Below are 18,747 nucleotides of genomic sequence, written 5' to 3' on the forward strand. Positions count from 1 at the left end.
TTTCAGTTGCTCCGAGGTGACGCTATCGCAGGCAAGCCAGCTCCCACATTTTCGACCTGCGGCGTATGCAAGGTCAGGATTTTTCCAAGTTAGCCAGTATGTGCCCATGCACGCGCATGCACACGCTCAAGTCGGCTTCGTCCACGCCTACAAACAGCTCATGCCGTAGCGCGGTGGCGATGGTTTCGATCTGTTCGATAAGCGGGCGAGCGGTGTCACACAGCAGGATGCGCTTGGCACGACGGTCTTCTACCACGGCCTGGCGTTGCACCAGGCCCTGGCCTTCAAGGCTGTCCAGCAGGCGGGCCAGGGTTGGCCCTTCGACGCCGACGCTTTGCGCCAGCTCACGCTGGGTGGGTGCTTCTTCAAAACGAGCGAGGTGCAGCAGCACCAGCCAGCGCGCCTGGGACAGGCCTAGCCCGGCCAGGCGACGGTCCAGTTCTGCACGCCAACCACGGGACATTTGCGCCAACTGCATGCCAAATCGGTGTTGATCGGTTAACGGCATAAAAAACTCATGTTTTAGACTGAAAATAAAGTGTGGCTAATTATTAGTCAGCTAAGCATGAGCTTCGCAAGTAGGCAAGAGTTGCTATGTACTGATTCGTTACATTGTCATAATTGGCGCACTAAATTTCGAATTCAGACTGCAAAGCCGCCCGCACGCAGTACAAAACACCTTCAGGAACACGCCCGGTAAACAGCGGAGCAATCTCCGCCACAGGTGGCAATTCGCCCTCCCCGTCCAAGAAAGCATCCTGGATCTCGCCGAGCAGATCCTCCGGCAAATCAAGGGCTTGTTCCAGGGACAACTGCTGCTTGCCGATGGATTCGGCAAGCAAGGTGTAGACGTTCTTCTCCGAGCATTGCAACTGGCCGGCGATCTGGATCGGGGTCATGCCAGCACGTGCCAGGCTGATCAGTTCGTGGCGAATATCGGCGACTTCCTTCGGTGCTTCGGCCTGCCCGCCGAGCACTTCGAGGAACGCCTGGCCGTAGCGCTCCAACTTGCGTGCACCGACGCCGCTAACCCTGGCCATTTCCGACATAGTCGTAGGTTGCTCGCGCAACATCTCCAACAACGTCGAGTCGGGGAAAATAACGTACGGCGGCACGCTGTGTTCCTGGGCCAGTTTGCGGCGCAGGGTGCGCAGGGCTTCCCACTGTTCGCGTTCTTCGCCACGTACAAGCTGACTGGCCTGGCTGGTGCTGGTCTTGGCGGTGGTCTGCGGCTTGAGGTCACGACGCAGCTCCAGCGTCACTTCACCCTTGAGCAGCGGACGACAACTGTCGTTCAAGCGGAGGCCGCCGTACCCTTCGATGTCGATATCCACCAAGCCGCGCGCCACCATCTGCCGGAACAGCGAGCGCCACTCGCCTTCGGCGCGGGCCTTGCCGACGCCATAGACCGAGAGTTTTTCATGGCCGAAGCTGCGTACCTTCTCGTTGTCCTTGCCCAGCAACACATCCACCAAGTGACCGACGCCATAACGCTGCCCGGTGCGATAGATGGCGGACAAACCCTGGCGCGCCGGCTCGGTGGCGTCCCAGGTCTGCACGCCGTCGGTGCAGTTATCACAGTGGCCACAGGGTTCGGGCATGTCTTCGTCGAAATACGCCAGCAAGGTCTGGCGGCGGCAGCGAGTCTCTTCGCACAGCGAGAGCATGGCGTCGAGTTTGTGCTGTTCCAGGCGCTTGTGGCGCTCGTCGCCTTCGGAGTTCTGCAGCATCTGCTTGAGCATCACCACGTCTTGCAGGCCGTAGACCATCCACGCATCCGCCGGCAAACCGTCACGGCCGGCACGCCCGGTTTCCTGGTAGTACGCCTCAAGGGATTTGGGCAGGTCCATGTGCGCAACGAAGCGCACGTTGGATTTGTCGATGCCCATGCCGAACGCGATGGTGGCGACCATGATCAGGCCTTCCTCGTTGAGGAAGCGTTTCTGGTGAGCCGAACGCGTGTCGTTAGGCAGGCCGGCGTGATACGGCAACGCCGGATAGCCTTGCTCGCAGAGAAACGCAGCCACTTCATCGACCTTCTTGCGCGACAGGCAATAGACGATGCCCGCATCGCTGCGCCGCTCGGAAAGGAACGCCAGCAACTGTTTGCGCGGCTGCTCCTTGGGCACGATACGGTAGAAAATATTCGGTCGGTCAAAGCTCGACAGGAAGCGCTCGGCGTTCTGCAGATGCAGGCGCTCGACGATTTCTTCGCGGGTACGCTTGTCAGCAGTGGCGGTCAGGGCAATGCGCGGCACATCGGGAAACAGCTCCGCCAATTGGCCAAGCTGCAAATATTCGCGACGAAAGTCATGGCCCCATTGCGACACGCAGTGAGCTTCATCGATCGCGAACAGGGCGATTTCCAGGCTCTGCAAAAAAGCCAGCATGCGCGGCTGCACCAGACGCTCGGGGGCCAGGTACAGCATCTTCACTTCACCGCGCTTGATGCGAGCGGCGAGGTCACGCTGCTGTTCGGCACTGAGGGTGGAGTTCAACGACGCGGCGGCGACACCCAGCTCTTCCAGGGTTGCCACCTGGTCGTCCATCAATGCAATCAAAGGCGACACCACCACGGCCAGGCCATTGCGCAACAGCGCCGGCACCTGGAAGCACAACGATTTACCGCCGCCGGTAGGCATCAGTACCAGGGCGTCACCGCCACTGGCCACGCGCTCAATGATCGCACCCTGGCGGCCACGAAAACTGTCGTAGCCGAAGATGTCCTTGAGGACGCGTTGTGCCTGTTCGAGCATGTAAAACTCCAAAATAGTGCCGAAATCCCTCTGTACAGGCTGGCCGAAAAAAACCGCTTTCACGGGAAATAATCCGTAAGCGAAGTTTTCGCGCACTGGGCTTGGCCTGCAAGGGCATCACAAAACGCGGCAGTATACCCGAGCGCTCCCCGCCAAAGGGCGCCACTGACGAATAGCGGGCGCTATCTAAAACCTGGCAAATATGCAGTGCGGCTGGCCTGTGCGCTCAAGAAAGCCTAGAATTCAGCATCGTTTATTCCCAAGGTAGTCCTTCAATGTCCTTCGCTGAGCAACTAACCCGCCTGCAAGCCTTCCTCGACGCCGATGAGCTGCATGACGAGGCGCTGGACTACGTGGCCGCCCACGGCTACCTGACCGCCCTGTCGATCTGCTCCGACGTCGTCCCCGACCGTGAATGGATCGACGCGCTGTTCGCCGAAGAGCCGCACTACACCGATGCCGCCCAACGCGAAGAAATCGAATCCACCCTGCTGGCCCTCAAGGCCCACATCGGTCGCCAACTGGCCTCCGACGAGGAATTCGAGCTGCCATGCGAACTGGACCTGGGCGAAGAACCGGATGACTCCGACCTGCGCGGCTGGTGCATCGGCTTCATGGAAGGCGTGTTCCTGCGCGAAGCCGCCTGGTTCGAAACCGCCGAGGAAGAAGTCAGCGAAATGCTGCTGCCGATCATGGTCGGTTCGGGCCTGTTCGACGACCAGCCGGAGTTCGCCGACATCGCCGCCGACGCCAACCTGATGGACGACATGATCGTTCAGATCCCGGAAGCCCTGACCGCGCTGTACCTGCTGTGCAACGCACCTGACGAAAAACCGGCGATCCTCAAGCCACGTCACCACTGAGTCGCTTGCCCGTGACACCCATGGGCAATCGCTCTCTACTCCTGCGCTACCTGTTGCTGGCCGTCGGCTGGCTCAGTGTGGCGTTGGGGGTGATCGGGATTTTCCTACCGGTATTACCGACTACGCCCTTCCTGCTCCTTGCTGCCGCCTGCTTCGCCCGAAGCTCCCCGCGTTTCTACCATTGGCTGGTGCAACACCCGCGCCTGGGGCCGTGGATCCGTGATTACCTGGATGGCAATGGCATTCCCCTCAAAGGCAAGGTCTACGCCATCGGCTTGATGTGGCTGAGCATTGGCGTGTCCTGTTACTTGGTGCCACTGCCGTGGGCGCGGGGTTTCATGCTGACCAGCGCGGTGCTGGTGACGATCTATATCCTGCGCCAAAAGACCCTGCGACATAAGAACCCACACGACCTTGGTCGACACTGACTAACTCCAGGCATTCTGCGAGACTGTCCAACCGGGCCTGGAATGCCTGGGTGTTCTTATGTGCGGAGTTACCATGACGTTGTCCAGCGGGCTGATCGCCGCCGTTGCCCTGGCCTATATGGCCATTATGTTTGCCATCGCCTTCTACGGTGACCGCCGCCGCGCGCCATTGCCGCCGCGCATGCGCGCCTGGGTGTACAGCCTGTCGCTCGCTGTTTACTGCACCAGTTGGACGTTCTTCGGAGCTGTAGGCCAGGCAGCCGAACAGTTATGGGCTTTTTTACCAATCTATCTCGGGCCCGTGTTGCTGCTGGTATTGGCACCTTGGGTGTTGCAGAAGATGATCCTGATCAGCAAGCAGGAAAACATCACCTCCATCGCCGACTTTATTGCGGCACGCTACGGCAAATCCCAATCCCTCGCCGTGGTCGTCGCCCTGATCTGCCTGGTCGGCGTGCTGCCGTATATCGCCCTGCAACTCAAAGGCATCGTGCTGGGCGTCAATCTGCTGATCGGTGCCGGGGCCGACACCACGGGCACCCGCGCCCAGGACACCGCGCTGATCGTGTCGCTGGTGCTGGCGCTGTTCACCATTGTGTTTGGTACGCGCAACCTCGATGCCACGGAACACCACCGTGGCATGGTGCTGGCGATTGCCTTTGAATCGCTGGTCAAGCTGTTCGCGTTTCTGGCGGTCGGCGCGTTTGTGACCTACGGCCTGTACGACGGCTTCGGCGATCTGTTCAGCCAGGCCATGCTCGCGCCACGCTTGGAGGAATACTGGAAAGAGACCGTCAACTGGCCGTCGATGGTGGTGCAGACCGGTGTGGCCATGATGGCGATCATCTGCCTGCCTCGACAGTTTCATGTCACGGTGGTGGAGAACATCGACCCCCAGGACCTGCGCCTGGCCAAGTGGGTGTTTCCCGCCTATCTGATTCTTGCCGCACTGTTTGTAGTACCGATCGCCTTGGGCGGCAAGATGATGCTGCCCAGCTCGGTACTGCCGGACTCCTACGTGATCAGCCTGCCGATGGCCGAAGCTCATCCCGCGCTGGCCGTGTTGGCATTTATCGGTGGCGCATCAGCCGCCACCGGCATGGTCATCGTGGCAAGCATCGCCTTGTCGACCATGGTGTCCAACGACATGCTGCTGCCCTGGCTGCTGCGTCGTTCCAGCGCCGAGCGGCCGTTCGAAGTGTTCCGCCACTGGATGCTGTCGGTACGCCGCGTGAGCATCGTGATCATTCTGTTGCTGGCTTATGTCAGCTACCGCCTGCTGGGCTCCACCGCGAGCCTGGCGACCATCGGCCAGATCGCCTTTGCCGCCGTGACGCAACTGGCTCCGGCCATGCTCGGTGCGTTGTATTGGAAACAAGCCAACCGGCGCGGGGTGTTCGCCGGGCTGGCAGCCGGTACTTTCCTGTGGTTCTACACCTTGGTCCTACCGGTGACGGCGAAAAGCCTGGGCTGGTCCCTCAGCCTTTTCCCAGGATTGACGTGGATGCATTCCCACCCGCTGGGTCTGTCCGTCACCTCATTGACCTTGGGCACCGTGTTCTCCCTGGCGGGTAACTTCACGCTGTTTGTGTGGGTGTCGATGCTGTCGCGCACGCGGGTTTCCGAGCACTGGCAAGCCGGCCGTTTCATCGGCCAGGAAATCAGCCAACGCGCCAGCGCCCGCTCGATGCTGTCGGTGCAGATCAGCGACTTGCTCAGCCTGGCGGCGCGCTTTGTCGGTGAAGAACGCGCCCAGCAAAGCTTTATCCGCTTCGCCTATCGCCAAGGCAAAGGCTTCAATCCTAACCAGAACGCCGACAATGATTGGATCGCCCACACCGAGCGATTACTGGCGGGCGTTCTAGGTGCTTCTTCGACACGCGCGGTCGTAAAAGCCGCCATCGAAGGGCGGGAAATGCAGCTGGAAGACGTAGTCCGCATTGCCGACGAAGCGTCGGAAGTGTTGCAATTCAACCGCGCATTGCTACAAGGCGCCATCGAGAACATTACCCAGGGCATCAGCGTGGTCGACCAGTCCCTCAAGTTGGTGGCCTGGAACCGGCGTTATCTGGAGCTGTTCAACTACCCGGACGGCCTGATCAGCGTGGGTCGACCTATCGCCGACATCATCCGCTACAACGCCGAACGCGGCCTGTGCGGACCCGGCGAGGCCGAAGTGCATGTGGCGCGACGGCTGCATTGGATGCGCCAGGGCCGCGCGCACACCTCCGAGCGCTTGTTCCCCAATGGCCGGGTGATCGAGTTGATCGGCAACCCGATGCCCGGCGGCGGTTTCGTCATGAGTTTCACCGACATTACCGCGTTCCGCGAAGCCGAGCAGGCGCTCACCGAGGCCAACGAAGGTTTGGAACAACGGGTGACCGAGCGTACCCATGAACTGTCGCAGCTCAATGTGGCGCTCACCGATGCCAAGGGCGTGGCCGAGTCCACCAGCCAGTCAAAGACTCGCTTCCTGGCGGCCGTCAGCCATGACTTGATGCAACCCTTGAATGCCGCGCGGCTGTTTTCCGCCGCTCTCTCCCACCAGAACGACGGCCTCTCCAGCGAAGCCCGGCAATTGGTGCAGCACCTGGACAGCTCGTTGCGCTCCGCCGAGGACCTGATCAGCGACTTGCTGGATATTTCGCGCCTGGAAAACGGCAAGATCAATCCGCAGCGCCAGCCGTTTGTGCTCAACGAGCTGTTCGACACCTTGGGCGCGGAGTTCAAGGCACTGGCCCAGGAGCAAGGTTTGCGTTTCCGCCTGCGCGGCAGTCGCTTGCGCGTCGACAGCGACATCAAGTTGCTGCGGCGCATCCTGCAGAATTTTCTCACTAACGCTTTCCGTTATGCCGACGGCCCGGTGCTGCTTGGCGTACGCCGACGCAAGGGCGAGCTGTGCCTGGAAGTATGGGACCGTGGCCCCGGTATCCCGCTGGATAAACAGAAGGTGATCTTCGAAGAATTCAAGCGCCTGGACAGCCACCAGACCCGCGCGGAGAAAGGCCTGGGGCTGGGCCTGGCAATCGCCGACGGCTTGTGTCGCGTACTCGGCCATCGGTTGAGCGTGCGTTCATGGCCCGGCAAAGGCAGCGTGTTCAGCGTACGCGTGCCGTTGGCGCGCAACCAGGCCAGCCCGCAGGTCAAGACGCCACAGGAAACCGGACTGCCGTTGAGCGGTGCACAGGTGCTGTGTGTGGATAATGAAGAGAGCATCCTGATCGGCATGCGCAGCCTGTTGACGCGCTGGGGCTGCGAGGTGTGGACCGCCACCGACCAGGCGCAGTGTGCGGCATTGCTCGCCGACGGTGTGCGCCCGCAACTGGCTCTGGTGGACTACCACCTGGACCATGGCGAAACCGGTACTGAGCTGATGGGTTGGCTGCGCGCGCAATTGGCCGAGCCGATTCCCGGCGTGGTGATCAGTGCCGACGGTCGCCCGGAGATGGTGGCCGAGGTGCATGCGGCGGGGTTGGATTACCTGGCCAAGCCGGTGAAGCCGGCGGCGTTGCGGGCACTTTTAAGCAGACACCTACCTCTGTAGGAGCGAGCTTGCTCGCGAAGAACGCACAGGCAACACGGTCATTCAAAATGCCCGCGTTATCGTAGACGTTTTTCGCGAGCAAGCTCGCTCCTACAAAAGGCGATCGTTTATTTATTCAGGCAGATGGGCCACGCCATCTGAATCCGTCATCGCCCGCTCCAGCAAATCAGCCGGCAGGCTTTTACTCGCACGAGCCCCCAGCAAGCGCAATTGCTCGGTGCGGCTGACCAGATTTCCGCGTCCATCTGTCAGCTTGTTTCGCGCCGCGCTGTAAGCCTTATCCAACTGCTGCAAGCGGTTGCCCACTTCGTCCAGGTCCTGGATAAACAGTACGAACTTGTCGTACAGCCACCCGGCGCGTTCGGCGATTTCCCGGGCGTTCTGGCTCTGGCGTTCCTGCTTCCACAAGCTGTCGATCACGCGCAGGGTCGCGAGCAAGGTGGTCGGGCTGACGATCACGATGTGGCGGTCAAACGCTTCCTGGAACAGGTTGGGCTCGGCCTGCAATGCAGCAGAAAACGCCGCCTCGATCGGCACGAACAGCAACACGAAATCCAGGCTGTGCAGGCCTTCCAGGCGTTTGTAATCCTTGCCGGCCAAACCTTTGACGTGGTTTCGCAGCGACAGCACATGCTGCTTCAGAGCTGCCTGGCCGATCACTTCGTCATCCGCCGCCACGTACTGCTGATACGCAGTGAGACTGACCTTGGAGTCCACCACCACCTGCTTGTCGCCGGGCAACATGATCAACACGTCGGGCTGGAACCGCTCGCCATCCGGGCCTTTGAGGCTGACCTGGGTCTGGTATTCACGGCCTTTCTCCAGGCCTGCATGCTCCAGCACCCGCTCAAGGATCAACTCACCCCAGTTACCTTGGGTTTTCTGGCCCTTGAGCGCGCGGGTCAGGTTGGTAGCCTCGTCCGACAGGCGCAGGTTCAGTTGCTGTAGGCGCTCCAGCTCTTTAGCCAGGGAAAAACGCTCGCGCGCCTCGTTCTGATAGCTTTCTTCCACACGCTTCTCGAAGGATTGGATGCGCTCCTTCAGCGGGTCGAGCAATTGGCCCAGGCGTTCCTGGCTGGTTTCGGCGAAGCGCTGTTCGCGCTCGTCGAAAATCTTTCCGGCCAACTCGGCGAACTGCGCACGCAGCTCATCGCGCGAGCCTTGCAGGTCGGTGAGGCGTTGTTGATGGCTGTCCTGTTGTTCACGCAGTTCGGCGCGCAAGGCGGCCGATAAGGCATCGAGGCGGCGCAGCTCGGTCTCTTTTGCGCTGCGGTCGAGGTTCCAGGCATGGGCGGCGTCGCGCGCATTATCGCGGTCGATCTGCAATAGCTCGACTTCGCGGCGCACAGCGGCCAGGTCAGCCTGCTTGGCGGCATTGGCCTGGCTCAAATCGCTGATCTCATCGCGGCTGGCATCCAACTGCGCAGTGAGACCTTCCTGGGCCAATTGCGCGGTGGCCAGGCGTTCTTCGAGCAGTTCCCAGCCGGACATGCGTGAGCTCAGGCGTCGCTGAAGCTGCCAACACACGGCCAATAAAGGCACGGCCGCGCCAGCGAGGCCCAGGGCAATACTGGTCCAGTCAAAAACCATAGACATGTCTGCCATCACCGAAAAAAACCAAGGTTAGCGGAGCGCAGGGCCTGAGGACAGCTCAGTCTTCGACCTGGCCCAGTTCGCGCTGTGCGCGCCGGTCACCGGCGCGGGCGGCCTGGCGCAGCAAGTCGTGACCGATGCGGCGGTCGCGGGCATTCCCGCATTCGCGGCACATCAGTTGGCCCAGGCGGCTCTGTGCAGCGACCACCCCTTCACGGGCCGGCTGCTTGAGCAAACGCCCTGCGAAATGCTTGACGTTGGGGTTGTGACCCAGGCGCGGGCTGTCGAGCAACCACAGGGCAACTTTCAAGGAGAAGCGCTTGGGAGCGGTAACAGTTTGAGGGGCGTCGGTAACAGAAGGTGATACTGAGCGAAACTTCATAAAGCACTGTGGGACAGAACGGAAGGCGCGCCACTCTACTCTTTTTTTCGTACAGGTAAAGCTGAAAAAACTCTGCACGCCCGTTCTAGAGCAAGCGCTCGGGACAATCCACAGAAGCTGTGGATAACTCAGTGGACAACCCCCCTTGAACTCGCGCAAAGCCCCATGGAATGGGGGCCGCAGTCAAACTGACGATTTTTTCACCAATAAAAAAAAGCCAGATTTTTCATTGACTTAAATTTCCATTGCAGGCAAATGGTGGTCACATCGCACAGTTGACAGTACGGTTACACACCCTGCAACCAATGTGCACAAGTACCCATCCGATGGTTATATCGTCGGCTTTTTTTGAAGCCACCCGCTACAGGAATGTTACCGCAGGGGCAAACCAGGGACTTTTCAAATCTTTCCCGGCTCGCCACACTCCCCAACCTACAACGCAACAGTGGGTGGGTTGATGAAAGGGATTCTGCTATTCGCCGTGTTGCTGCTGGCCATCTGCGCCGTTTCCTTGGGGATCAATGCAGTACTGCCGTCACCGGACGGCGCACTGTTCGCCATCGCGATCCTGCTGTCGGCGGCGTTCACTGCCGTGAGCCTGTGCATCGAACTGGGCGAAGGTCGGATAAATGACATGGGCGACGTGATGAAGGTGGTCGAGACCGGCCGATCCCTACGCCTGACCCTTGCCGCCTACGGGCTGGGCTGTTCACTGGCGGCGGCGACTACAGTGCTGGTTTATCGGGGCCTTCTGGGCGGCTGATGAAAGTTTTTTAGCCAACACACTTCCCTTACCTGTTTCAATCCGTTACTATCCGCGGCGTTAGTACCAAGCTGAAAGTCAATTCTGGTCGAACAACTCCCCTGTCCAACACGGGATCGACCACCTCGATGGTTTCCAGGTATCACTTGCGACGACACTGCCTTTGAACAAGCAAAGGGTGTTGCGAAGTTTCCATACTCTGACCGAACCAACCTGCAAATTGATCAGGATCTTCACCCCGGGCCCAGAACCTTTGCCCCTGTTGTGTTGCCTGCCCTCCTAAGTACCTACCTGCCAGCCCAAGCGCGCCTAACTTATCAGCGCTTCAAACTGGCTGCTTTGTTCCAGTCGGTTTCTTCGTTCGATCAATCGTGGTCAACGTCGCTGGAACGTTTTAATACGGCACGGTTCTTATCTGTGTCATTTGTAGGAACACCAATAATATGAACGCTCAAATCCATACTCAGGATGCCATTCGCACCCTCACCAACGCTTTTGCTCCAATGAACTGCCTGATCATGGCCGCTCGCAAAGGCTGCTTCAGCTTCACCCTGGTCAACGAACATGGCATCGCTCGTCACAGCGAACGCCTGTACCCCGATCAATACTCCAGCGCAGAACCGCTGCAGGCCGTGATCGAGCGTACCCGTCAGGCACTGACTGCCTGATCGACCCGAGTCGCTGAAACACAAAAACCCTGTTTAAAAAACAGGGTTTTTTATTGCCCGAAATTTGCCAATTGAGCTTTTGCACTAAGTTCAAATAGGTATAAACGTTATAACTAAATGAAGAAGATGTTTTAAAAACAGTCCTTTACATCACAAATATGACACTACACTTCAACTCAAGCGGCATGATCCGCTTCCGGCGAGCCTGAGATCCGATCCACTGCTGCCAAGCCCCCACCTTCTCAGGCTTCGTCGACCACTTTCACGGATTGAGGCTTGTATGGGTATCGCTGCCAGCGAATTGTGTCGTTATGTGATCCGGCCGACCTTGATATACCTCGGCCGCCATAACCCGACGGCCGAGTCCCTGCTGCTGGGTATTGCTGCCAGTCAGTCGGAACTCGGTTCCGCACTGCACGACCGCCGTGGGCATGGCCTGTACAGCATCACCGAACCGCGCCACCGCGCCTTGTGGGATGACTACCTGGCGCTGGACCCCGAGCGCGCCAGCCTGGTACGCGGGCTCGCAAGCCAGCACGCGTTCCTCAGCGCCCCGCAACTGGAGCTCACCGTCAACCTGCGTTACGCCACGGCCATCGCATGGTTGTTGGTGGAACAACACACCCCCGCACTGCCTCCGCCCGGTGATGTGCTGGCAATGGCACGTATCTGGAAAGAAATTTTTCACCCACAAGGACGGCTGCGCGATTTCACTCAAGCCTGGCAAACCTGTGTTTCACCCATGAATCACGTGGTTTGCTGACCGGGCAATTTGCAAGACTCGCCAAAAAACCTGAATTTTGGTCGGATTGTCCTACAAAACCGCTCTATCTCCTGCATTACAGCCTATAGCGCGATCTTAAATTTATTGTTACTTTCCGCAGCGGTGATCACCACGGAGTTCTAATAATGAAAAAAGTAATGCTCAAGACCACACTTAGCCTCGCCGTTGCCATGGCATCTTCCCAACTGTTCGCAAGCGGTTTCGCACTGAACGAACAGAGCGTCAGCGGGATGGGTACGGGTTTCGCAGGTCGCTCTTCTTCTGCCGATGATGCAAGCACTGTTTACGGTAACCCGGCCGGTATGGCTCGCCTGAATGGGCAGCAAATTACAGGCGGTGTTGCTGCGATTGACGCTTCGACCGATATCAGCCACGTCAGTGGCAACACCAACACCAGCGGTAGCAACAAAGGTGACATGGTGCCTTTCACAGCCGTTCCATTCGGCTTCTACACAAACAAGCTCAATGAGCAGTGGGCCGTCGGTTTCGGCGTCTATGCTCCGTTCGGCTTGGTGACTGACTACGAAAGTGGTTTCCAGGGCCGTGGCTTTGGCAGCAAGAGCGAAGTGAAGGTCATCACCTTCCAGCCGACCGTCAGCTACGCGTTCAACGACAAGGTTTCCATCGGTTTTGGCCCGACCATCAACCGGATCTCTGGTGTATTGGAGTCGGACGTCTCGTTGCCTCAGGTTCCAGGCAGCGGCCCGAACAACATCAAGATCAAGGGTGACGATACTGCCCTGGGCTTCAATTTCGGTGTTCTGGTTCAAGCCACCGACACCACCCGCGTGGGCCTGACTTATCACTCGAAAGTGAAGTACAAGCTCGAAGGCCATACTGAAGTGACCCCGGGTACGGGTGTTCCAGGCATTGCGCTACGCGGGAATCGTTACGATGCTTCGCTGAAGATCGACACCCCTGAATCCTGGGATCTGTCGGTCACTCAGGACATGAACGATGCATGGAAACTTTATGCGGGCGCTACCTGGACTCGTTGGAGCCGCCTGAAAGACATCACCGTCAACAACGAAGGTGTAACCGCTGCCAACGGTGGCGGCGTTGCCCCGGCGCTGGTCGGTACCATCAAAGAAGATCAGAACTGGCACGACACCTGGGCATATGCAGTCGGTACTTCGTACCAACTGACCAAACAGGTGGTACTGCGTACCGGCCTGACCTTTGACCAGTCGCCTACCAACAATACTGATCGCTCACCACGCATCCCGACAGGCGACCGTACGATCTTCAGTGTGGGTCTGGGCTACGCGGTCATGGATAACATGACCATCGACCTGGCTTACTCGTACCTCAAGGAAGAAGACGTCAAAGTACAGCGCACCAATGCCCTGCGCCAGACGTACAACGCCAAGTACGAAAACAGCGCCAACGGTTTCGGCCTGGGCCTGACCTACAAGTTCTAACCCACAGCCGTATAAAAAAGCCCCACTCTCCTGCAAAGGAGGCGGGGCTTTTTATTGGCAGACGATCAAGGCTTGGACGCTATCGCCTCCTTCACCGCCTTGATCATGTCCGGACTGTCCGGCTTGGTGAGGCTGGAAAAGTTGGCAATCACCTTGCCCTGCCGATCCACCACGTACTTGTAGAAATTCCACTTCGGCGGCGCGTCGGTCTGCTGCGCCAACACCTTGAATAAATGCACCGCATCCGGCCCCTTGACCTTCTGTGGCTCGGTCATGGTGAAGGTCACGCCGTAATTCACGTAGCAGACCTTGGCGGTTTCTTCGCCGGTCTTGGCTTCCTGCTTGAAGTCATCCGACGGCACGCCGATCACTTCCAGCCCTTCGCCCTTGTAGCGTTGATACAACGCTTCGAGACTTTTGAACTGTGGGGCGAATCCGCAAAAGCTGGCGGTGTTGACGATGACCAGGGGCTTGCCGGCAAAGCGCTGGCACAGGTCGATGGATTCCTTGGCGCGCAGCTTGGGCAATTGGCCTTCCAGCAGCGGCGGGCAACTGGCAGCCAGCGCAGCACTGCCAATAGTCATCAGGACGGGTACAGCAAGCCAACGCATCTGCATGTCGTGTGTCCTTGAAATTATTCGGACCACGAACTTAACAGATCGACATACCCAGTTGCATCAACGCCAGCCCGCCGTTTTGCCAGCCCCACCAGGCCAGCAACATCAACACTAACATCGCAGCGAGTATCAACCCGCGTATCGCTATGCTCATGCCGCCTCCATCTGCGCCTGCAATCGCGCCACTGGCCGCTCGCGTACCGGCCAATTCAGGGCCGCGGCGAGCAGGCTCAGCAGGATCGCGACCTGCCAGATCAAATCGTAGTTGCCGGTTCGATCATAAACCACCCCGCCCAGCCAGCCACCCAGGAACGAACCGAGTTGGTGAAACAGGAACACGATCCCACCGAGCATGGAGAGGTTTCGTACGCCGAACAATGTGGCGACGGTGCCGTTGGTCAGCGGAACGGTAGACAGCCACAGGAAGCCCATCGCCATGCCAAACAGATAGGCGGTGACCTCAGTGACCGGCGCCCACAGGAACAGCACGATCACCACCGCACGCAGCAGGTACAAACCGGTCAACAAGCGCGGCTTGGACATGCGCCCACCGAGCCAGCCGGCGGTGTAGGTGCCGAAAATATTGAATAGGCCAATCAGCGCCAGCACCGTGGTACCGACGGTGGCCGGCAAGTGCTGATCCACCAGGTAGGCCGGCAAATGCACGCCGATAAACACCACCTGGAAACCGCAGACAAAAAAACCGAAGGCCAACAGCCAGAAACCGGAATGGGAACAGGCTTCCTTCAAGGCTTCGCGCAAGGTTTGCTGACCCGCCAGCACCGGCAATGGCCGATCCTTGAGCATGGCCACCAGCGGCAGAATCAGCGCCACCATCAGGCCCAGTGCCAGCAATGCCGCAGACCAGCCCAGCCAACTGATCAAGCCCAAGGTGCCGGGCACCATGGCGAACTGACCAAACGAACCCGCAGCACTCGCAATCCCCATGGCCATGCTGCGTTTTTCCGGCGCCACGGCCCGACCGACCACACCAAGAATCACCGAGAACGAGGTGCCGGACAGGCCGATACCAATCAACAAGCCAGCACTTAAGGACAACGACCACGCCGAATCGGACATGCCCATCAACACCAGGCCCGCCGCGTACAGGACGCCGCCGACGAACACCGCTTTAGTCGCGCCAAAGCGGTCAGCCAGGGCGCCGGTGAACGGTTGCGCCAGGCCCCAGATCAGGTTCTGCAAGGCAATGGCAAAGGCGAAGGTCTCACGGCCCCAGCCGAATTCGCTGCTCATCGGTGCCAGGAACAGGCCGAAACCATGCCGCACGCCCAATGACAACGCCAGGATCAGCGCACTCCCTACAAGAATCCAACCACTGGTGCGCCACATCGAGGTCATTTCTTATTCTCCGCTCGCGGGTATATACCCGCTTGTATTCGAACAAATCCGCGCTCAGGCGAGTTCGTCCAGCAAGGCCAACAAGGTTTCGCGTTTTTCCGCGCCGAGTTGATCGATCAATTTTTGCTGCGCCGCTTCCCAGGCGGGCAATGCCGCGGCCAGTCGTGCTTCACCGTCCTCGGTCAACATCACCAGGCGGTTGCGCAGGTCATCGCCTTCCACCAACCGCACCAGGCCCTCGCCTTCCAACACCCGCAGGTTGCGCCCCAAGGTGCTGCGATCCAGGCCCATGGCTTCCGCCAGGCTGGAAATGCTCGGCTGATCGAGGCGCTGCAAGTTACACAGCAAAGAATACTGGGCGACGTTGATCCCGAAGCCATCCAGGGCGCCGTCGTAATGCCTACTGACGCCACGGGCGGCACGTCGCAGGTTGGTACACAAACATTGGGAAGCAAGCATGGAAGGTGTATATACCCGCGATTAATGAAATGCAAGAAAGTGTTACAGCGCCAGGCCGACCAGAACCGCGACTTCCAGCAGCTCCAGCAAGGCGCCTGCGGTATCGCCCGTGGTGCCACCCAGCCGATTGACCATCAGCTGGCGCAGCCCTAGGAAGCAGATCACAGCGAGCAGTACAGCCATCCCGCCACTGAAGCCGCCAATGAGGATGCAGGCCAAACCACTGAGGATCAGTACCTGTTGGCCGACGATTCTCGGTAAATGATCCGACAATGCTTGGCCCAACCCTCCGGCACGTACATAGCGCGTGGTGAGAAACAGCGCCAGCATCGACGCGCGGCCGATCAGCGGCGCCAGGATCAATGCGGCGCCGTTGCGCTGCTCGATCAAGGCCACCAACGCGGTGAACTTGAGCAGCAGCACCAACCCGAGGGTGACTACGGCAATCGGCCCGCTACGTGGGTCCTTCATGATCGTCAGCGTGCGCTCGCGGTCGCCAAAACCGCCGAGCCAGGCATCGGCGCTGTCCGCCAAGCCGTCCAAGTGCAGGCCACCACTGAGCAACACCCAGGCCGCCAGCAGCAGTGCGGCATGCAGCAACAACGGCGCGCCCATCAAGACCGCGTTCAGCCCCCACAACAGCACGCCGAACAACAAACCCACCAACGGATAAAACAGCAGTGAGCGTCCCAACTCCTGAGGCTGCGGCATACCCGGCAGACGAATCGGCAGGCTGCTGAGAAATTGCAGAGCGATCCAAAAGGGCAGCATGTCTACACGCCTTCCGTCAGTGTGCCGTCAGCATCGACGTGCAGGCTGAACAAGCCGCCATGGCCCACTTCGACATTCAACAGTTGCTCCCTTGGCAGACCACGCGCCCGCGCCAGTAACAGACGCATCACACCGCCATGACTGATCAACAGCACACGCTCACCGGCATAGGCCTGATGCAAGCGTGCGACAGCGCCCAGGACCCGGTCGGAAAAGGCGCTGACAGGCTCGCCCTCCGGCGGTGTAAAGCGGTAGGGATCAGCCCAGAACAACCCCAGCCCCTCGGCGTCGGTCTCCATCAAGGCCGCTGCACTGTGCCCTTCCCAGGCACCGAAGTGCAGCTCTTGCAGATCGTTTTCCAGGGTCACCGGCACATTGAGTTGAGCCCCCAATTCCTCGGCAAACCGCGCGCAGCGTTGCAGCGGTGAACTGACCAGACGGTCCCACGGCCCCTGCGCCACCACAGCCGCGCGCATCTGCGCCCAGCCGTTGGCGGTGAGGGCATCGTCCAGGCTACCGCGCAGGCCGCCGCCCAGCTCGGTTTCGCCGTGACGCAGCAGGTCCAGGCGCAAGGTCATGCCGGGCGGTCTGCCACGGCGGCTTCGGCGAAGGTCGCCATCTGCCCGTGTAATGCACACGCCAGACGCAACAACGGAACTGCCAGCGCCGCGCCGCTGCCTTCGCCCAAGCGCAGGCCCAGTTCCAGCAGCGGCTGCGCGTCGAGGCTTTGCAACACATGACGATGGCCGGTCTCGGCACCGCGATGGCCGAACACCAGCCATTCACGGCAGGCCGGGTTCAAGCGTGTCGCGACCAGCGCCGCAACGGTGCAGATAAAGCCATCCACCAGCACCACGATGCCGTCCTGGGCGCAGGCCAGGTAGGCGCCCACCAGCGCGGCAATTTCAAAGCCGCCCAGATTGAACAGCGTCTGCAACGCATCACCACGCTGGCCGGCGTGCAGCGCCAGGGCGCGCTCGATCACGGCCACCTTGTGGCTGACGCCTTGGGCATTCAAACCCGTACCGGGCCCCGTGAGATCACTGACCCGGCAATCGAGCAAGGCGCACGCCAGCGCACTGGCGGCGGTGGTGTTGCCGATGCCCATCTCGCCACCGATAAATAGCTGCGCCCCGCTCGCCAACGCACGCCGCGCACTGTCGCGGCCGGCCTGCAGGGCGAGCTGCCCCTGAGCCACGGTCATCGCCGGGCCGTTGACGAAATTGGCAGTGCCCGCGCCGATGTTCAGGTGACGCACACCGGCCAGCTCCAGGGACGGCGTGACCGTGCCGAGGTCGACCACCTCCAACTGCGCCTCCAACTGCCGCGCCAACACACTGATAGCCGCGCCACCGCTGACAAAGTTGAGCAGCATCTGCCCGGTGACTTCCTGAGGAAACGCCGACACGCCTTCCGCGACCACGCCGTGGTCACCGGCGAAAATGGCAATCCACACGTGATCCATCAACGGTTTGACTTGGCCCTGCAAGCCCGCCAATTGCACCGCCAGCGCCTCCAACTGTCCGAGGGAGCCGGCCGGTTTGGTCAATTGCTGCTGGCGCGCCAGCGCGTGTTCGTACGCTTGGGCGTCAATCGCCTTACAAGGGTTGAGCCACCAGGTGTCAGTCATAACGCAGTACCTTTCAAAGTCAGGGGCAGGCCGGCAACCGTCAGGACAACACGCTGACAGCGCTCGGCCAAGGCTTGATGCAGCCAACCGGCTTCATCCACATAGCGGCGAGTCAATTCGCCCAGCGGCACGACACCTAGACCGGTCTCGTTGCTGACAAAAATGATTTCACCCGGCAGCGTGGCGAGGGTTTCCAGCAGTTGATCGCGTTCGGACGCCAGGCGATCCGGGTCCTCCAGCATCAGCAGATTGGTCAGCCAAAGGGTCAGGCAATCCACTAGCAGGCATTGCCCGGCAGCCGCGTTTTCGCGTAGTACACGAGCCAGTTCGACGGGTTCTTCGATGAGGCCCCAATGGTCAGGGCGACGCTGGCGATGCAGCGCGACGCGCTGATTCATCTCACCATCCAGCGGTTGGCTGGTGGCGATGTAAGTGACGGGCAAACCACTGTCGCTGGCTAGCTTTTCGGCAAGGCGGCTTTTACCGGAACGGGCGCCACCGAGTATTAGTTGGAGCATGGGATGGCACCTTGGGTTGGCTGAAATGTATCGGCCATCAGGCCGCCATCGCGGGCAAGCCCGCTCCCACAGAAAAGCCAATCTGCTTTTGATCTGGCTTTTGATGTTGATCTCAAGCGCCCCGTAAAACCACGCTGGCCGAACGCAGGCTTGAATCCGTGGGTAACCCGGCAGGACGCCGGGTTAGCCGC

18 protein-coding genes and 1 pseudogene are annotated in these 18,747 nt (G+C 59.9%); 7 read left to right on the top strand and 12 right to left on the bottom strand.

Annotated features, from left to right (window positions below; translation table 11 throughout):
• Positions 1-73: 73 nt before the first annotated feature.
• Both CI807_RS28450 and recQ read right to left on the bottom strand, forming a co-directional pair.
• Positions 74-508, bottom strand: coding sequence for a MarR family transcriptional regulator (locus CI807_RS28450; RefSeq protein ID WP_028617350.1), 435 nt, complete (start codon positions 506-508; stop codon positions 74-76).
• A gap of 121 nt (positions 509-629) precedes the next feature.
• Positions 630-2,756, bottom strand: coding sequence for a DNA helicase RecQ (gene recQ, locus CI807_RS28455; protein ID WP_016976542.1), 2,127 nt, complete (start codon positions 2,754-2,756; stop codon positions 630-632).
• A gap of 275 nt (positions 2,757-3,031) precedes the next feature.
• Here recQ and CI807_RS28460 point away from each other — a divergent pair, with 275 nt between their 5' ends.
• The 3 genes from CI807_RS28460 (at position 3,032) to CI807_RS28470 (ending at position 7,591) form a co-directional block, all read left to right on the top strand.
• On the top strand, positions 3,032-3,619 hold the full coding sequence (locus CI807_RS28460) for a YecA family protein (protein WP_016976541.1): 588 nt from the start codon (positions 3,032-3,034) through the stop codon (positions 3,617-3,619).
• A gap of 20 nt (positions 3,620-3,639) precedes the next feature.
• Positions 3,640-4,047: a YbaN family protein gene (locus CI807_RS28465; protein ID WP_095017131.1), complete on the top strand. Its 408-nt coding sequence runs from the start codon at positions 3,640-3,642 to the stop codon at positions 4,045-4,047.
• Positions 4,048-4,120: 73 nt separating this feature from the next.
• Positions 4,121-7,591 carry a PAS domain-containing hybrid sensor histidine kinase/response regulator gene (locus tag CI807_RS28470; protein WP_095017132.1) on the top strand — a complete coding sequence of 1,157 codons (3,471 nt, stop codon included), beginning with the start codon at positions 4,121-4,123 and terminating at the stop codon, positions 7,589-7,591.
• Between the two features lie 111 nt (positions 7,592-7,702).
• Here the strand turns inward: CI807_RS28470 and rmuC are convergent, their stop codons facing one another.
• Entirely contained in the window at positions 7,703-9,067 is a 1,365-nt protein-coding gene (gene rmuC, locus CI807_RS28475) for a DNA recombination protein RmuC (protein ID WP_177409647.1), read from the bottom strand.
• A 175-nt stretch (positions 9,068-9,242) separates the two neighbouring features.
• Positions 9,243-9,566, bottom strand: coding sequence for a hypothetical protein (locus CI807_RS28480; protein ID WP_095017134.1), 324 nt, complete (start codon positions 9,564-9,566; stop codon positions 9,243-9,245).
• Between the two features lie 457 nt (positions 9,567-10,023).
• On the opposite strand from CI807_RS28480, the gene CI807_RS28485 reads away from it, so the two are divergent.
• The 4 genes from CI807_RS28485 to CI807_RS28505 all read left to right on the top strand — a co-directional run bounded on the left by CI807_RS28485 (position 10,024) and on the right by CI807_RS28505 (position 13,202).
• The gene (locus CI807_RS28485; RefSeq protein ID WP_095017135.1) at positions 10,024-10,329 is read left to right on the top strand and encodes a hypothetical protein; all 306 of its coding nucleotides are present in this window, start codon (positions 10,024-10,026) and stop codon (positions 10,327-10,329) included.
• Between the two features lie 443 nt (positions 10,330-10,772).
• Positions 10,773-10,997: a hypothetical protein gene (locus CI807_RS28495; protein ID WP_005790139.1), complete on the top strand. Its 225-nt coding sequence runs from the start codon at positions 10,773-10,775 to the stop codon at positions 10,995-10,997.
• Between the two features lie 280 nt (positions 10,998-11,277).
• Positions 11,278-11,760, top strand: a complete 483-nt coding sequence (locus tag CI807_RS28500) for a hypothetical protein (RefSeq protein WP_095017136.1) — start codon at positions 11,278-11,280, stop codon at positions 11,758-11,760.
• A gap of 146 nt (positions 11,761-11,906) precedes the next feature.
• On the top strand, positions 11,907-13,202 hold the full coding sequence (locus CI807_RS28505) for an OmpP1/FadL family transporter (RefSeq protein ID WP_095017137.1): 1,296 nt from the start codon (positions 11,907-11,909) through the stop codon (positions 13,200-13,202).
• A gap of 65 nt (positions 13,203-13,267) precedes the next feature.
• On the opposite strand, the gene CI807_RS28510 is transcribed toward CI807_RS28505, so the two are convergent.
• The 8 genes and pseudogenes from CI807_RS28510 to CI807_RS31590 all read right to left on the bottom strand — a co-directional run.
• A complete protein-coding gene (locus CI807_RS28510) occupies positions 13,268-13,819 on the bottom strand; it encodes a glutathione peroxidase (protein ID WP_095017138.1) in 552 nt (183 codons plus the stop codon).
• Positions 13,820-13,969: 150 nt separating this feature from the next.
• Positions 13,970-15,169: an MFS transporter gene (locus CI807_RS28515; protein ID WP_161630248.1), complete on the bottom strand. Its 1,200-nt coding sequence runs from the start codon at positions 15,167-15,169 to the stop codon at positions 13,970-13,972.
• Positions 15,170-15,232: 63 nt separating this feature from the next.
• The gene (locus CI807_RS28520; protein WP_038847945.1) at positions 15,233-15,637 is read right to left on the bottom strand and encodes a MarR family winged helix-turn-helix transcriptional regulator; all 405 of its coding nucleotides are present in this window, start codon (positions 15,635-15,637) and stop codon (positions 15,233-15,235) included.
• 42 nt (positions 15,638-15,679) lie between these two features.
• A complete protein-coding gene (locus CI807_RS28525; RefSeq protein WP_095017139.1) occupies positions 15,680-16,408 on the bottom strand; it encodes an adenosylcobinamide-GDP ribazoletransferase in 729 nt (242 codons plus the stop codon).
• A gap of 2 nt (positions 16,409-16,410) precedes the next feature.
• Positions 16,411-16,986, bottom strand: coding sequence for an alpha-ribazole phosphatase family protein (gene cobC, locus CI807_RS28530; RefSeq protein WP_095017140.1), 576 nt, complete (start codon positions 16,984-16,986; stop codon positions 16,411-16,413).
• Positions 16,983-18,038 (bottom strand): nicotinate-nucleotide--dimethylbenzimidazole phosphoribosyltransferase, encoded by a 1,056-nt coding sequence (gene cobT / locus CI807_RS28535; RefSeq protein ID WP_095017141.1) that lies wholly within the window; start codon positions 18,036-18,038, stop codon positions 16,983-16,985. The genes cobC and cobT overlap by 4 nt, the downstream gene beginning before the upstream one ends.
• Positions 18,035-18,556 carry a bifunctional adenosylcobinamide kinase/adenosylcobinamide-phosphate guanylyltransferase gene (gene cobU / locus CI807_RS28540; RefSeq protein WP_016976526.1) on the bottom strand — a complete coding sequence of 174 codons (522 nt, stop codon included), beginning with the start codon at positions 18,554-18,556 and terminating at the stop codon, positions 18,035-18,037. The genes cobT and cobU overlap by 4 nt, the downstream gene beginning before the upstream one ends.
• Positions 18,544-18,747 (bottom strand): annotated as a pseudogene (locus tag CI807_RS31590) (hypothetical protein); the annotation flags it as partial. The pseudogene CI807_RS31590 and the gene cobU, both read right to left, overlap by 13 nt.

Origin of the sequence: Pseudomonas sp. NS1(2017) (genome assembly GCF_002269425.1) — a bacterium.
Lineage (GTDB): Bacteria > Pseudomonadota > Gammaproteobacteria > Pseudomonadales > Pseudomonadaceae > Aquipseudomonas > Aquipseudomonas reactans.

What these genes read in the sequence shown, in the direction of transcription:
- CI807_RS28505 (WP_095017137.1), top strand. Translation starts at nt 11,907, where the DNA reads ATGAAAAAAGTAATGCTCAAGACCACACTTAGCCTCGCCGTTGCCATG.
- cobT (WP_095017141.1), bottom strand. Translation starts at nt 18,038, where the DNA reads ATGACTGACACCTGGTGGCTCAACCCTTGTAAGGCGATTGACGCCCAA.
- cobC (WP_095017140.1), bottom strand. Translation starts at nt 16,986, where the DNA reads ATGACCTTGCGCCTGGACCTGCTGCGTCACGGCGAAACCGAGCTGGGC.
- CI807_RS28480 (WP_095017134.1), bottom strand. Translation starts at nt 9,566, where the DNA reads ATGAAGTTTCGCTCAGTATCACCTTCTGTTACCGACGCCCCTCAAACT.
- CI807_RS28495 (WP_005790139.1), top strand. Translation starts at nt 10,773, where the DNA reads ATGAACGCTCAAATCCATACTCAGGATGCCATTCGCACCCTCACCAAC.
- CI807_RS28485 (WP_095017135.1), top strand. Translation starts at nt 10,024, where the DNA reads ATGAAAGGGATTCTGCTATTCGCCGTGTTGCTGCTGGCCATCTGCGCC.
- CI807_RS28465 (WP_095017131.1), top strand. Translation starts at nt 3,640, where the DNA reads ATGGGCAATCGCTCTCTACTCCTGCGCTACCTGTTGCTGGCCGTCGGC.
- CI807_RS28460 (WP_016976541.1), top strand. Translation starts at nt 3,032, where the DNA reads ATGTCCTTCGCTGAGCAACTAACCCGCCTGCAAGCCTTCCTCGACGCC.
- cobU (WP_016976526.1), bottom strand. Translation starts at nt 18,556, where the DNA reads ATGCTCCAACTAATACTCGGTGGCGCCCGTTCCGGTAAAAGCCGCCTT.
- recQ (WP_016976542.1), bottom strand. Translation starts at nt 2,756, where the DNA reads ATGCTCGAACAGGCACAACGCGTCCTCAAGGACATCTTCGGCTACGAC.
- CI807_RS28515 (WP_161630248.1), bottom strand. Translation starts at nt 15,169, where the DNA reads ATGTGGCGCACCAGTGGTTGGATTCTTGTAGGGAGTGCGCTGATCCTG.
- CI807_RS28470 (WP_095017132.1), top strand. Translation starts at nt 4,121, where the DNA reads ATGACGTTGTCCAGCGGGCTGATCGCCGCCGTTGCCCTGGCCTATATG.
- CI807_RS28500 (WP_095017136.1), top strand. Translation starts at nt 11,278, where the DNA reads ATGGGTATCGCTGCCAGCGAATTGTGTCGTTATGTGATCCGGCCGACC.
- CI807_RS28450 (WP_028617350.1), bottom strand. Translation starts at nt 508, where the DNA reads ATGCCGTTAACCGATCAACACCGATTTGGCATGCAGTTGGCGCAAATG.
- CI807_RS28525 (WP_095017139.1), bottom strand. Translation starts at nt 16,408, where the DNA reads ATGCTGCCCTTTTGGATCGCTCTGCAATTTCTCAGCAGCCTGCCGATT.
- CI807_RS28510 (WP_095017138.1), bottom strand. Translation starts at nt 13,819, where the DNA reads ATGCAGATGCGTTGGCTTGCTGTACCCGTCCTGATGACTATTGGCAGT.
- CI807_RS28520 (WP_038847945.1), bottom strand. Translation starts at nt 15,637, where the DNA reads ATGCTTGCTTCCCAATGTTTGTGTACCAACCTGCGACGTGCCGCCCGT.